The organism is Rummeliibacillus sp. NPDC094406, assembly GCF_044763875.1.
Classification (GTDB): Bacteria; Bacillota; Bacilli; order Bacillales_A; family Planococcaceae; genus Rummeliibacillus.
The window spans coordinates 678,653-693,606 of record NZ_JBIWGZ010000001.1 but is presented as its reverse complement, the minus strand read 5'-3'; the positions used below and the strand labels follow the sequence as shown (position 1 = coordinate 693,606).

The window sequence follows — 14,954 nt, the reverse complement described above, 5'->3', positions numbered from 1 at the left end:
GAACGAGTAATTTTAATGGAACTTACAGAAAGTAGCCGGTAGATGAGAGGCGCGAAGGAAAGTTAAAATGAATACATCTTGGAGCTGCGTACCGAACTTTAGTAGGCTACGACGGGTTTGCATCCGTAATCAATGCAAAGGTATCGCAATTTAGCCGTACCTATTGAGAAGAGTTATGCGAATAACTCTTAAATAAAGGTGGTAACACGTTCATACACGTCCTTTAGGTTAATCCCTAAAGGACGTTTTTTATTTTGCTCTTATAGAACTTGCAATATTAATTCAAATTTAAGGAGTTGTATTGTATGTTTTTAAAACCAGAGGAACAATTAGTGATTATTCAAAAAGGTGTAGACAAGATTGTCAATGAAGAAGAGTTATTAGCAAAATTGGAACATTCTTTTAAAGAACAAAAACCTTTAACGATTAAGCTTGGTTTAGATCCTTCTGCACCAGATATTCATTTAGGGCATGCTGTAGTTCTACGAAAAATTAAACAAATGCAAGATTTAGGCCATCGCGTTGTCATTATTATTGGTGATTTTACAGGTCGTATAGGAGACCCAACAGGAAAAGCCAAAGGGCGCATTGCACTAAGTGATGAAATTGTAAAAGAAAATGCTAAAACATATTGTGAGCAGATTTTTAAAATTTTAGAAAAGGAAAAGACAACTGTACGTTTTAATAGTGAGTGGTTATCAAAGTTAACATTTGAGGAAGTTATCAAATTAGCTGCGACGACTTCTGTAGCTCGTATTTTAGAACGTGATGATTTCTATAAACGATATAACAATCAAGTATCAATTGGTGTTCATGAATTCTTCTATCCATTAATGCAAGCATATGATTCAGTTGAAATTTTTGCTGATATTGAATTAGGCGGTACAGACCAAACGTTCAATATATTAATGGGACGTACATTACAAAAGCATTTAGGGCTCGAAAAACAAATCGCTATTTTCATGCCTCTATTAGAAGGTTTAGATGGTGTCGAAAAAATGAGTAAAAGCTTAGGGAATTATATTGGGGTGAATGAAGCACCTGAAGTAATGTTCAAAAAAGTAATGGAAGTACCTGATGCATTAATTATTAAATATTTTGAACTTGCAACAGATGAGCATCCTAAAGTGATTAAGGAAGTGAAGAATAGATTATCAAAAGGTGAAAATCCACGAGATATAAAACTAGAATTAGCAGAAATTATTACTACTTTATACCATGGGGAAGAGGCTATGAGGAGGGCAAAGCATTATTTTGAAACAGCATTTCAAAAGAAACAAATCCCTGATAACATTCCCTTCATGTTAATTGAAATAGGGAAAGAATCTGTATTTGATATTATTCCAACATTAATTGCTAAAGACTATATTAAAAGTAAAAGTGAATTTATGCGATTAATTAAACAAAATGGCGTTTCTTTAAATGGTGAAAAAATTGCAGAAGATGATATGGACAAAATTTTAATGAATGACGATGTTTTACAAATAGGGAAGAAGCGATTCATACAATTTATTAAATAATTGGACTAAGTTGAAATATTTGTTTCCCAAAAAAGTTGATTAAAGAAAAGTTTCAAAACATCTTTATTTCTATCCATCAGACAAGCGAAAGAAATTGAGACAAAATCTGATTACAATAAATAATTAAAATCGAAATGAATCAATTTCATAAATACTTTTCTAGGCAAAAAACACGAATATTATCTAAACGTACAATACAAATACTTCAAATATACTATTTGTTTAATATGCCGCTACAGATGGCGCTTTCCGCGGTCGAGCGTTGAGCCTCCTCGGGGCAACAGGAAGTTGGTCACGGAGTCGTTGCCACAGGACGTGGCGTTCCTAGACTCCGTTCCTTAATCTCCCTGCGGGGTCTCACCTTTCTCGCTTTCCCGCAGGAGTCACCATCTTCCGCTACTAGACAATATTCTAATAGATATAGCACAAACAATTCCCTTGTTTAATGTTCGTGTTTTATATCAAAACATCGAATTATGAAATTGACTCAAATGAGTAATTTTACAAGGTTCCTACTTTGTAACTAAGAGGGTTAAAATTATTTTTCACTTAATTTAAAGTTGCTATATGTATAACAATTTTTCAATTATAAATGCAGTAATATAAGGTCGAACAATGTTTATATTCCGTAATAAAATCAAAGGGGGATGCATATGAGAATTAAATTTAAAGATTTTTTTAAAGAAGAATTAACTGTTTATGAAATTCAATCCGCTTTAGAAAAAGGTGAAATAACATCGAAAGAGTTAGTTATGTATTATCATTCAAGAATTGCAAAGTATGATCAGAGTGGATCGAAATTAAATTCTATTCTGGAAATTAATCCTGATGCAATATTTATTGCAGAAGCACTGGACCATGAAAGAAAAACAAAGGGAATAAGGGGACCTTTACATGGTATACCGATTCTTTTGAAAGACAATATAGAAACTAATGATTCCATGCATACGAGTGCTGGAACACTTGCACTAGAAAATTATCTTAGTAATCGTGACGCATTTCTTGTGGAAAAACTACGTCAATCAGGTGCAGTAATAATGGGTAAAACAAATATGACAGAACTAGCAAATGGAATGGCAACTAAAATGTGGGCAGGCTATAGTGCAAGGGGAGGGCAAGTATTAAATCCCTATGGTGATGCAGATCTTTTTGTTGGGGGTTCGAGCTCAGGATCTGCAGTGGCAGTCGCTGCAAATCTCACAATGTTATCTGTCGGTACGGAAACAGATGCTTCTATTCTTAGTCCAGCGATTCAAAATTCAGTAGTTGGCATTAAGCCCACAGTTGGTCTAATCAGTAGAACAGGAATTATTCCATTTACTTATTCACAAGATACTGCGGGACCTTTTGCAAGAACAGTTACTGACGCAGCTATTTTATTAAGTGTTTTAACAGGTGTTGATAAACTTGATGCAGCTACATTTAAAAGTGATGGAAATGCTAGTCATGATTATACCTCCTTCTTAGATTCTAAAGGATTAAAAGGAGCAAGAATTGGTGTCTTCAATAAAGCTTCAAATGAATATTATAACTCTGGAGAATACAATGAAAATCTATTTGAAAATGCGATTCAAATTTTAAAAGATGAAGGAACAGAAGTTATTGAAGATATCGAAATTCCATCTTTCAATAGTGATTGGAGTTGGAGTGTAAATAAATATGAACTAAAACATAGCTTAGAAAATTATTTATCTAAGTTGCCTTCCTACATTCCAGTACATTCTATTGAAGAATTAATAGAATTTAACAAGAAACATGAAGGACAAGCATTAAAATATGGCCAAGATAAATTGGAGGAAAGACAATTTTTAACAAACACGTTAAGAAATCCTGAATATTTAAATGCGAAATTAGAAGATGTGTATCTATCTCAAGAAATGGGCATTGATTATGCACTGAATGAGTATAATCTTGATGCCATATTATTTCCATCTTATATTGGTTCGACTATAAGTGCTAAGGCTGGGTATCCATCTATAGCAGTACCTGCAGGCTATATGGAAAATGGAAGACCCTTTGGTATTACTTTTGCAAGTACCGCTTTTAGTGAGGGTACATTAATTAAGCTTGCATTTGCTTTTGAACAAGCAACGAAAAGCAGAAAAGCACCGGAATTATAAGACTACTAAATCTTAGTATTACATCCGAGAGAGAAAAAACATTATATCGGAATTTTTAAGAATAAGGCCATTTAGATTAATTGTTGATTTTCTTCAAGTTAATAAGCGTATTCGAGTATTTATTTCGAATACGCTTTTTTTATTAAATTGGGCAATAGAAGGGAACCACTTTATTGATAAGGAGATTTAATAATAGCTTCTATTGACAAAGGCAGCTTACAGGTGTAATATTCTAAAGCGTAACCATTACTATTTATAAAGAGAGAAATATATTGCTTTTCAAGTTACTTTATCCTTGATTGAAACATCAGGAGATAAAAATTACATTTCAAAAAAATTAAAGTAACAGACTAGAGCGTTTAGAATTAAAAAAGTGATATTGCATCGCGAAACCAAATAATAATCAGTTAAAGATGTATTTATTTTTGATGCATAGTACTCGAAATTCCATTAATAAAACAGTATATTTTTTTAGGTGTTTTTAAAACGTAATCATTACTATTAAAGGGGTTGCAATAAATGAAAAATAAACTTCCAGTTACCGTCTTAAGCGGTTATCTTGGTGCAGGTAAGACAACTATTTTAAACCATGTATTACAAAATGAACAAAATTTACGTGTTGCTGTCATTGTGAATGACATGAGTGAAATTAATATCGATGCTTCTCTTGTAGAAAAAGGAAGCGGTATTTCAAGAACAGAAGAAAAATTTGTTGAGCTATCAAATGGTTGTATTTGTTGTACATTGCGAGAGGATTTGCTGATTGAAGTTCAAAAACTTGCTGAGCGAGGAAATATTGACTACATAGTTATTGAGTCAACAGGTATTAGCGAACCAATTCCTGTTGCTCAGACATTTTCATATATCGATGAAGAATTGGGGATTGATTTAACTGCAAGTTGCTCGTTAGATACGATGGTAACAGTCGTAGATGCAAATCGATTTTGGACTGATTTTCAATCTGGTGAAAGTTTGTTGGATCGTAAAGAAGCTGCTGCTGAATTAGATGAACGAGACGTTGCAGATTTACTAATTGACCAAATTGAATTTTGTGATGTTCTTATTTTGAACAAATGCGATTTAGTAACAGTGGAGCAGTTAGAACGTCTTGAAGGGGTTTTACGTACATTGCAGCCAGAAGCAAAATTTATTCGTACAACTCATGGTGAAATTGATCCGCGGGAAATTTTAAACACAAAACGATTTAACTTTGATCGTGTAGCCAATTCTGCAGGGTGGTTAAGAGAACTTGAAATAGGTCACGGGAATCATACACCAGAAACAGAAGAATATGGCATAAGTTCTTTTACCTATACACGAACAATGCCATTCCATCCAAAACGATTCAAAGCTTGGGCGGAGAATATGCCTCTTGAAATTGTACGTTCGAAAGGATTTATTTGGATTGCTTGTCATAATGATATCGCCATTCTATTCTCACAAGCTGGATCTTCTATTAATATCTCACCGTTATCTTACTGGGTTGCTGCGTTGCCAGAGGGACAGCGAAAACAAATTCTTCTTCAAAATCCTCAGGTATCAGATGAATGGGATCCGGAAATAGGAGACCGTAATTCTCAATTAGTCATTATCGGTATGGATCTACCAAAAGGTAAAATTACAAAACAATTAGATGAATGTCTTTTAACAGAAGAAGAGTTTAATAGCAATTGGAATACATTGGAAAATCCTTTTAATTGGGAAATGAGGTAACAATCTACAGAAACAAACAGATTATAATAGGCTTTTTAGAAAAATTATTTACCTTACTAGATAAAAAATCATAATAATTATTTTTTAAAAGAATTGGAGAATATCATGAATAAAATACCAGTAACCGTACTTAGTGGCTATCTAGGTGCAGGCAAAACAACAATTTTAAACCATCTATTAGAAAATCGAGAAGGAAGAAAACTAGCTGTTATTGTTAATGACATGAGCGAAGTTAATATTGATATGCAACTTGTTGAAAATCAAGGCTTTTCAAGAACGACTGAAAAACTAGTAGAACTATCAAATGGTTGTATTTGCTGTACATTACGAGAAGACTTAATGATTGAAGTGGAAAAATTAGTAGAACAAGGTGACATTGATGGCATTGTCATTGAATCGACAGGGATTAGTGAACCGATTCCAGTCGCACAAACCTTCTCGTATATTGATGAAGAAACAGGAATTGATTTAACGCCATATTGTTGTTTGGATACGATGATTACTGTTGTTGATGCTAATCGCTTTTGGCATGACTATGAAAGTGGTGAAACATTATTAGAACGTCATCAAACTGATGATCCTTACGACCAACGAGACGTTTCGGATTTATTAATTGATCAAATCGAATTTGCAAATATATTATGTATTACGAAATCAGATTTAGTGACAATGGAATACTTAGAAATGTTCCAAGCATTTTTAAAAAAAATAAATCCAATAGCTGAGCAACAGATTGTTCGGAATGGATCAATTTCACCAAATGTACTACTAAATCGTCATTTGTTTGATTTCGATCAAGCGAGTCAAGGAGCTGGTTGGATTAAAGAGCTAAACGAAGAACATACTCCTGAAACAGAGGAATTTGGTATTTCATCATTTGTTTATCGAAGAAAACGGCCATTTCATCCCCAAAGATGGTTTGAATGGTTAGAAAATCTACCTTCTGAAATTGTGCGATCAAAAGGATTCTTTTGGTTGGCAACTCGTAATATGCCAGGAATGATTTCACAAGCTGGAGTATCCATTCAATTTCAAGGAGCAGGAGAATGGATCGCCGATTTATCTCCTGAAGAACAAACGATAGAGTTAAGAGAAGACCCCTCTCTAAAAGAAAGATGGGATCCAGTATATGGAGATCGACAAACAGAAATTGTTTGGATTGGAGTAGAAATAAATCAACAACAAATTGAGACAGAGTTAGACCAATGCTTATTGACTGATGTCGAAATGACACAAGATTGGTCTCAATTGAATGATCCACTGCCTAAATTTATCGTTCATCAAGACTGATAGTTCATCACCTGATATGATGATAATTCAAAAGTAGAGGAGCACTATGCAATTATTCCGACAAAGAGTATCCCATCTGAACAAAAAATTACTGGATTGCCTCCGATGGAGCGGAATATTTATCTGGAGATCGTACGAAATACTTTAGCAATGTTCCATAGAGATTATTTGTGGAGGGCTTCATGAAAATGCATGAGCACTTCCTACACGAGATGTCAATTTAATGAGGTTTATTGATAGTCATACCGGAAAAATTTGAGCTGAAAGCCCTGAAATAACGCAGTGAAGTCACTAAAAAAGTAAAAATAGATGGAAATTTATAATAAAAATCTTGTATAGCTATATTTGTTGATGTGGAATTAGCGAAGACTCCTGCGGGAAAGCGAGACAGGTGAGACCCCGCAGTGAAGCACGGTACGGGCTTCCGAGGAGGCTCAACGCTCGCCCGCGGAAAGCGAAGCTATTTCCACATCTTTCAGAAAACAGTTAATACTATTATATTTGCATTTACATACTGTTCAGTACCCTATCGTAGTACTGCTAAGTTGAAGAGTGCTGAGCAATGCAGACTTCAACGAGGTTGATTTCTATGTTCCATACCAACTTTCAATTAATTGAGTTTGTTTTATAAAGCTAACGGCTTCATTTGGTAAACTTTATAGCATTATTAAATATCTAAGAAACAAGCAAAGCAAGAAATGATTAGAAGAGGTATAATTAAATAGGAAGAAACTCAAAAGATAGAAGGTTGGAAATCTATAATGAACGAGCAATTAGCAGATTGGATTACGCGTTTTCAAAAGGATAAAGATATCGAAGCTCTCGCAAGTTTAAAAGACTATTGTTACGATATGATAGAACCTTTAATAGTGGAATTTACGGAGAAATACGGTGAAGATGCAGGGGAATTATTACGTTTAAAATGGGATAAGAGATTTTATTTTATTTTTACGAAATATCAACTGAATGTTGGCTTGCCTTTAGACACTTTTGTCAAAAATACGTATCGGTTTTATTTTATGCAGGTTTTAAAAAAGGCCGGTTATTAAAATAGATAGTAGGGCTGTGTTAGTGAAACACTAAACATACAAAAAACCTGGCTCGATTAAGAACGAGTCAGGTTTTTGTATGTTATTGATAAATAATATCTTTTGCTAGATGGGTAAATACTTCACCGATAATTGAGTTTTCGTCAAAACCAGAAGAACCTGTCTTTTCATCAGGCTGAGCAAATGGAATTTGAGCAATGACATTTGTATGAAGTTCATCTGCTAGTTTTTCGGCATCACCCTGTCCAAATAAATAGTTCTTTTCACCATTTAAATTTTCAAAGTAAGCCATGTTTTCAACAACACCCAGAATCGTATGTTTTGTATGTTGAGCCATTAGAACTGCACGAGATGCTACATGAGAAGCGGCATTCTGAGGTGTTGTTACAATTATTTCGTGTGCTTGTGGAATCATTGCAACCACATCAATGGTGACCTTTCCAGTACTAGGTGGTAAATCTAGTAGGAGATAATCTAATTCTCCCCACACTGTGTTGACAAGGAAATCGCGAATCCATTTGTTGAGCATTGAGCCACTCCAAATAACAGGTTGGTTATATTTTGTAAAAAAGCCCGTTGACATAATTTTTACATCATCACTCGCATCAGGAATAACTGTTTGGTCAATTATTGTTGGTCTTTGATCGATGTTCAACATGGTACGAAAACTAAAGCCATAATTGTCTGCATCTAAAATACCAACTTTTTTTCCAAGACGGGCAAGGGCTACAGCTAAACTATTTGTAACTGTTGACTTACCGACACCGCTTTTATCACTGGTAACTGCAATAAATTTGATATCAGAATTGAGTAAAAAGGTTTTAGGCATATCTTTATCAATTGCACTTTGTGATTTTAAAGAAGAAGTTGAACTGTGACGTTCATTTTGTGTCATAGAACCGAATTTAATCGAGATACTTGAAGCACCAATTTCTTTTAAAGCCTGTTCAATATCTTGTTGAATTTTTGCTTTTAGTGAACAACCTTGTATGGTTAAGATAACGTCAAGTGAGATATCCGTACCATCAACTTGAATATTGCGAGCCATATTCAAGTCGACGATGCTTTTATGAAATTTCGGGCCATCAACTTTCTTCAGTGCATTTAAGATGTTCTCGTTTGTTAGCATATAAGAAACTTCCTTACTATTCTAAGCCTTTTCCAAGCCCTTTTAAGAAGTGAATGCCAAAGTTTAGAGCACGATTAATATCAGGATCTTTTAAGAGTTTTACCAATTTGAAGACACTAACTTTTTCATCAGACTCTACTGCTTTGTTTGCTACATCTAAGCCAGTATTTAAACTCTCAACAAGTTTTGTTGTCGTTTCTGGATTCATTTCAGTTAATACTCCAGCAACTCCCATTAAGTTGTTGATGATATTAGTAACAGGCTTACGAGTCATCTGGCCAAGTGCAATATGAGCTATTTCTTCTTTTGCTTCAATTAGTTTTGTAGCTGCTTCAAGTGCTCCGATATCATTTAACTCTGCCATGATAGTAAAGACTTGATTAACAGCTTCTTCATTCTCAGAAAGTAGTTGTTTTAAATTCTCTAGCTTTTGATCCTTAAGTTGTTCTTCTGTTAATTGTTGCTTATTTATTGTTGTAATTGGTGTAGCCATATTATCACTCCCTTTCGTTATTTGTTGTTAAATGAACGTAGTCAGGACGATTCCATTTACGTTGTACTTCAACACCATTTTGTGGATGACGTTTTTTATAACGTGGGTTCGTTCTAGGAAGTGGATTTTTTCCTTTTCGTTTCAACACTTCAACACGCACTTTTGTTTGTTTGTATGCCGGTGTAGATGTGCGGATGTCTGCAGCAGGACCTGTTAAGAAGTTGATCGCTGAATCTTTGCTAACAGAGTTCATTGGTATGAATAGTTCATTTCCTTGTACACGATCAGTTACTAGGGCATTTAATTTTAATGCGCCGTATGGAGAAACTAAACGAAGAAGTGCTCCATCTTCAATGCCTCGTTCTTTTGCTAATTCTGGTGATACTTCAACGAAAACCTCAGGTATTTTTGATTGAATACCTTGTGATTTATTTGTCATGTTTCCTTCGTGGAAGTGTTCAAGCACACGACCGTTGTTAATATGACAGTCGTATTGTGCTTCAAATTCAGCAGGTTTTACCCAATCATATAAAGCAAAACGAGCCTTTTTGTCTGGGAAGTTAAAACCATCTTCATATAGTAAAGGTGTATCTTTACCATCAAGACTACCCCAACAGAAGCTACCCCAATTTTCTAAAACGTCATAGTTTGCTTGAGCAAAGATTGGAGAAAGACTAGCCATTTCAGCAAAGATTTCACTTGGGTGGCTGTAATTCCAATCTGCACCTAGGCGACGAGCTACTGCTTGGAGAATTTCCCAATCAGCTTTTGATTCCCCAAGCGTTGGTAACACTTGATATAGACGTTGAACACGACGTTCTGTATTTGTGAATGTACCTTCTTTTTCAAGAGATGGTGCTGCAGGTAAAATAACATCTGCGTATTGTGCTGTACGTGATAGGAAACAGTCTTCTACAACAAAGAAATCTAATTGTGAAAGAACTTCATCTATATGGTTTGCGTTACAGTCTACAAGGGCCATATCTTCTCCAACTAAATACATAGCTTTCATTTTACCTTCCATAATCGCATCTAACATTTCCATATTATTACGACCTGGTTGTGATTGAATTTTTACACCATATGCTTTTTCAAATTTTGCACGTTCTTTTTCGTTTGTTACTTTTTGATATCCTGGTAAATGGTTTGGCAGTGTACCCATGTCACAAGCACCTTGTACATTGTTATGGCCACGAAGAGGGTAGGCACCTGCACCTGGACGGCGATAGTTACCAGTAGCTAAAAGAAGATTTGAAATAGCAGCGGATGTATCTGAACCACCTGTATTTTGTGTAACACCCATACCCCAAAGAATACATGTACCATCTGCATCTCGAATCATTTCAGCAACGTTAATGAGTGTCTCTTTTGAAATACCTGTTTTTTCTTCTGCATATTCGAGTGTGTATTTTTCAAGAACATCTTTGAACTCATCGAAGAAATTCACATTCTCTTTGATGAAGGCTTCATCATGCCACCCTTGATCAATCAAGAATTTTGTAACGGCCATTAACCATACTTGGTCTGTACCTTGTTTTGGATGCATGAAGATGTCGGAACGTTCAGCCATTTCATGTTTACGAACATCGGAAACGATTAATTTTTGACCATGTAATTTATGAGCACGTTTTACTCGAGTAGCTAAAACAGGGTGACCTTCTGTAGGATTTGCACCTACAATAATGACAAGACCAGCTTTTGCTATATCTTTGATTGTTCCTGCATCACCACCCAAACCAACTGTTCGTAATAAACCGTCTGTAGCTGGTGATTGGCAATAACGAGAACAGTTATCGATGTCGTTTGTTTCGAACAATTGACGTGCCATTTTTTGAATTAAGTAGCTTTCTTCATTCGTAATTTTTGAAGAAGAGATAAAACCAACAGAACCTGAACCATATTCTTTTTGAATACCACCAAGTTTTGAAGCAATCAAGTCAAGTGCTTCGTCCCATGATGATTCAACAAATTCATCATTTTTGCGAATTAATGGTTTTGTAATACGTTCTTCAGAGTTGACGAAGTCCCAGCCAAATTTACCTTTTACGCAAGTAGAAATAGCATTAACTGGACCTTCAGAAGGTTGAACTTTTAAGATTTTGCGACCTTTTGTCCAAACTTCGAACGAACAACCTACACCACAGAAAGTACAGACTGTTTTTGTTTTTTTAGTACGTTTACTACGCATTGAAGCTTCGATTTCAGAAATGGCGAAGATACCGCTATATCCTGGTTCAACGTCTTTAATTAAACCGATCATCGGTTCTAACATATCCTGTTTAAGCCCAGTCATAAAACCAGCTTCTCCAAGCATTGATTTTTCCATTAGTGCGTTACAAGGACAAACTGTTACACATTGTCCACAACTTACACATGAAGAATTGTTAATATTAACGCCTTCATCCCAAATAACGCGTGGTCTCTCTGCTTCCCAATCTAGGGATAATGTTTCGTTAACTTGTAAGTTTTGACAAACTTCTACACATTGCCCACACGCGATACATTGGTTTGGGTCATAGCGATAAAATGGATGTGACATGTCTACTTCATTTGTTTCAACTTTTGGTTCATAAGGATATTTTTGATGTTCAATTTCCATCAATTCTGCTGTGTTGTGTAAAGTACAGTTACCGTTGTTATTATCGCAAACTGTACAGTACAGCAAGTGGTTTTCTAAAAGACGATCCATTGCTTCTGTTTGTGCAGCTTTCGCTCTTTCAGAGGTAAGTTGGATGTCCATTCCATCTACTGCTTTTGTTGAACAAGAACGAACCAATTGACCATCAACTTCAACGATACATGTATCACAAGTTTCGATAGGATCAACAGATGGTACATGACAGATTTGTGGATGGGCGATGTCATTTTGATTGATGATATCAAGGATTGTAGCTCCTTCTGCAACATCATACGGAACGCCATTAATTTTAATTTTAGACAAGGTAATAACCTCCTTTAGTTCTTTGTCACTTATAAGACAACACGTTAATACTTATGGTAAAGCGGGGGAGTATATCGAGTTGGTAACACTGATTAAAGATTGTCTAGTTATAATTTCAATTCTCGATTTATCGTGTTGCTATACCAGAGTGGATTAAGAAACGTTCATTAACGAGTTGTCATATTGTTGACATTGCTCTAAAAATAAAAAATCCACCATGAAACGGCACGGACTTCACGTGCTGATTATTCATGGTGGATAAAATTCTTAGCAGGACTTGCTAAAAACTCAATCTACTTTATTTTTTTAGTATAACAATAGAATTCAAATATAGATCAACTCTGGTCGTATAAAACTACGACATAAGAATCAAAATATCTCAATTCCATTTGTAATATCACTTATTATAGCCCCATCATTCAAAATGGACAAGAATAATTATGAATTTTTATAAATACGAACATTCCAACATATTAACTTTTCCATATTCAGATTCCGATGTTCCGCTACAGACGGCGCTTTCCACGGGCTTGGCTTCAATCTCCTCGTCACTATGTTCCTGCGGGGCTTTCAGCTCAAGCTTTTCCCGTAGGAGTCGCCGTCTTTCGCTCCACAATGAACAAATTGGATATCACTAAATATTCGAATATATTCCATATAAATTTTGCAATATAAAATCGCTTTAAATGAGAATTGTTATCAATAATTATTTTCTCTTTAAATTTTTTTCAAGTTGCTATATCATTAACAAACTGTAAGGGTCGTCTCAAGATAACAAGACAAAATAAGTTTAATTACGTTGGGAGAATCGTTAAGATGTCAAAAAAAGTGCATGAATTTAACGATATTATTCGAAAACTACGCAAAGATATATTTGGAAAAGGACCAGAGCGTATGCATACGGTTTTCATTGAGAATATGGCTGTTTCAACTTTGTATGGCAATATTACACCAACAGAAAAGTTTATTGCGAGTACACCAGATGGATTAAAAATGGTCCATGCTGCACGTACAAGGATGATTCAAGATTTATATCCTAAAGCAATCCCTGAAGGTATGGAAGAATTGATGGGTACTAAGTTACTCCATTTATTTTCAGATATAAAAATTGAAGAAGATATTGCTATTTCTGTATTTGTTTTTGAAGATAAGATTAGTGAATAACGAGATGTCTTTTGAAAAGAGCAGAATCACGAGAGATTTTACGCGTTAGAAAGTGGTTCTGTACGCACAAAGAGCGTAATCAATTACCTACGAATGAAGCAATTGACTAATATGAAAGAAGGAGTTTAAAATTAACAATCTACATGACCAACTACACAGACCGTTAAGAGATTTAAGAATATCAGTGACAGACCGTTGTAATTTTCGTTGTCAATACTGCATGCCAGCAGAAGTGTTTGGTCCAGATTACGCTTTTTTACCGTCCGATAAAATATTGAGTTTTGAAGAAATCGAACGATTAGTAAAGATTTTCGTCTCATTAGGAGTGAAAAAAGTGCGTATTACTGGTGGTGAACCTTTACTACGTCGAGATCTGCCAAAATTAATTGAACGCATTCATAACATAGTTGGAGTAGAGGATATTGCTTTAACAACCAATGGTACTTTATTGAAAAAATATGCAAATGATTTGGCAAAAGCAGGATTATCACGAGTAGCTGTCAGTCTAGATTCGCTAAATGAAGAGCGATTTTTCGAGATGAATGGTCATCGAGGAAAAGTGAAAACGGTATTAGAAGGTATTGAAAAAGCTGCAGAAGCAGGTTTACAAGTGAAAATCAATATGGTTGTTAAAAAAGGAAAAAATGAACAAGATATCGTTTCGATGGCAGAATTTTTTAAAGACAAACAGCATATTCTTCGTTTTGTTGAATATATGGATGTAGGTAACACAAATGGTTGGCGACTAGATGACGTTGTGTCGAAGAAAGAAATCATTGAGCAAGTTCATCAATTTTCCCCTTTGAACCCTGTTGAACCTAATTATACAGGGGAAGTAGCTAAGCGTTATCAATATCAAGATGAGCAGGGCGAAATTGGTGTAATATCATCTGTAACAGATTCTTTCTGTTCAACTTGCTCGCGTGCACGTATTTCAGCAGAAGGAAAATTATATACTTGTTTATTTGCAACAGATGGAACTGATCTAAGAGAATTGTTAAGAACTGGGGAAGATGATGCATCAATCATCAAATGCATTTCGAATGTTTGGGAAAATAGAAATGACCGCTATTCCGATGAACGAAATGAACAAACGATGGAAAAAAGAAAAAAATCAAAAATCGAAATGTCACATATCGGTGGATAGTCAAAATAGATTATCAAAAATAGAATAGTAGCTTTCGATAAAGGTAAAGTAACAATGTTTTCGATTGGAAATTAACAGATGTTGAGGTTTTAAAGTGAAGAAATAAATCACGGTATTTAAATGGAATTTTGTTGCTTTTCAACTTGATTTTTTGTAAATTTTATATTGAGTTAAAAAGTTTAATGTAATATAATTATAAAATATAAGTTATGGATGATAAGTAATGCTAGATTGCTTACTTCTATTTCTTTTTTATTTTTAAATGGTGAGATGGATAAACTAGTAGGATGAACTGCTTAGATATTAGCCCGCCATAAAATAGTTTGTGTAAAGTCATACGCAAACTATTTTATGGCGGTTTTTTTATTTTGGGGTGATGATGTCCTTC

At 34.8% G+C, this 14,954-nt stretch carries 10 protein-coding genes and 1 other annotated feature (1 of these 11 cut by a window edge); of the genes, 7 read left to right on the top strand and 3 right to left on the bottom strand.

What is annotated here, in order from left to right; all coding sequences use genetic code 11:
- Positions 1 to 227, top strand: a binding site (T-box leader) (it extends 16 nt beyond the left edge of the window).
- Between the two features lie 78 nt (positions 228 to 305).
- The 5 genes from tyrS to ACIQ4I_RS03245 all read left to right on the top strand — a co-directional run bounded on the left by tyrS (position 306) and on the right by ACIQ4I_RS03245 (position 7,692).
- Positions 306 to 1,520, top strand: a complete 1,215-nt coding sequence (gene tyrS, locus ACIQ4I_RS03265) for a tyrosine--tRNA ligase (RefSeq protein WP_403092738.1) — start codon at positions 306 to 308, stop codon at positions 1,518 to 1,520.
- 653 nt (positions 1,521 to 2,173) lie between these two features.
- Entirely contained in the window at positions 2,174 to 3,640 is a 1,467-nt protein-coding gene (locus ACIQ4I_RS03260; RefSeq protein ID WP_403092737.1) for an amidase family protein, read from the top strand.
- A 519-nt stretch (positions 3,641 to 4,159) separates the two neighbouring features.
- The gene (locus ACIQ4I_RS03255; RefSeq protein ID WP_403092736.1) at positions 4,160 to 5,353 is read left to right on the top strand and encodes a GTP-binding protein; all 1,194 of its coding nucleotides are present in this window, start codon (positions 4,160 to 4,162) and stop codon (positions 5,351 to 5,353) included.
- A gap of 102 nt (positions 5,354 to 5,455) precedes the next feature.
- Complete coding sequence (locus ACIQ4I_RS03250) at positions 5,456 to 6,643, top strand: GTP-binding protein (protein WP_403093366.1); 1,188 nt, start codon at positions 5,456 to 5,458, stop codon at positions 6,641 to 6,643.
- A 761-nt stretch (positions 6,644 to 7,404) separates the two neighbouring features.
- Positions 7,405 to 7,692, top strand: coding sequence for a hypothetical protein (locus ACIQ4I_RS03245; RefSeq protein ID WP_403092735.1), 288 nt, complete (start codon positions 7,405 to 7,407; stop codon positions 7,690 to 7,692).
- A gap of 82 nt (positions 7,693 to 7,774) precedes the next feature.
- Here the strand turns inward: ACIQ4I_RS03245 and ACIQ4I_RS03240 are convergent, their stop codons facing one another.
- From ACIQ4I_RS03240 to fdhF, 3 genes are read right to left on the bottom strand one after another with little or no spacing between them, the layout of a single operon-like run.
- On the bottom strand, positions 7,775 to 8,821 hold the full coding sequence (locus ACIQ4I_RS03240; RefSeq protein WP_403092734.1) for a P-loop NTPase: 1,047 nt from the start codon (positions 8,819 to 8,821) through the stop codon (positions 7,775 to 7,777).
- A gap of 16 nt (positions 8,822 to 8,837) precedes the next feature.
- Positions 8,838 to 9,314, bottom strand: coding sequence for a helical membrane plugin domain-containing protein (locus ACIQ4I_RS03235; RefSeq protein WP_403092733.1), 477 nt, complete (start codon positions 9,312 to 9,314; stop codon positions 8,838 to 8,840).
- A 4-nt stretch (positions 9,315 to 9,318) separates the two neighbouring features.
- Positions 9,319 to 12,255, bottom strand: a complete 2,937-nt coding sequence (gene fdhF, locus ACIQ4I_RS03230) for a formate dehydrogenase subunit alpha (RefSeq protein WP_403092732.1) — start codon at positions 12,253 to 12,255, stop codon at positions 9,319 to 9,321.
- Between the two features lie 816 nt (positions 12,256 to 13,071).
- On the opposite strand from fdhF, the gene ACIQ4I_RS03225 reads away from it, so the two are divergent.
- Complete coding sequence (locus ACIQ4I_RS03225) at positions 13,072 to 13,419, top strand: Na-translocating system protein MpsC family protein (RefSeq protein WP_403092731.1); 348 nt, start codon at positions 13,072 to 13,074, stop codon at positions 13,417 to 13,419.
- Between the two features lie 130 nt (positions 13,420 to 13,549).
- Entirely contained in the window at positions 13,550 to 14,566 is a 1,017-nt protein-coding gene (gene moaA / locus ACIQ4I_RS03220) for a GTP 3',8-cyclase MoaA (RefSeq protein ID WP_403093363.1), read from the top strand.
- Positions 14,567 to 14,954: the final 388 nt, after the last annotated feature.

What these genes read in the sequence shown, in the direction of transcription:
- ACIQ4I_RS03235 (WP_403092733.1), bottom strand. Translation starts at nt 9,314, where the DNA reads ATGGCTACACCAATTACAACAATAAATAAGCAACAATTAACAGAAGAA.
- ACIQ4I_RS03260 (WP_403092737.1), top strand. Translation starts at nt 2,174, where the DNA reads ATGAGAATTAAATTTAAAGATTTTTTTAAAGAAGAATTAACTGTTTAT.
- tyrS (WP_403092738.1), top strand. Translation starts at nt 306, where the DNA reads ATGTTTTTAAAACCAGAGGAACAATTAGTGATTATTCAAAAAGGTGTA.
- ACIQ4I_RS03225 (WP_403092731.1), top strand. Translation starts at nt 13,072, where the DNA reads ATGTCAAAAAAAGTGCATGAATTTAACGATATTATTCGAAAACTACGC.
- ACIQ4I_RS03240 (WP_403092734.1), bottom strand. Translation starts at nt 8,821, where the DNA reads ATGCTAACAAACGAGAACATCTTAAATGCACTGAAGAAAGTTGATGGC.
- ACIQ4I_RS03255 (WP_403092736.1), top strand. Translation starts at nt 4,160, where the DNA reads ATGAAAAATAAACTTCCAGTTACCGTCTTAAGCGGTTATCTTGGTGCA.
- ACIQ4I_RS03245 (WP_403092735.1), top strand. Translation starts at nt 7,405, where the DNA reads ATGAACGAGCAATTAGCAGATTGGATTACGCGTTTTCAAAAGGATAAA.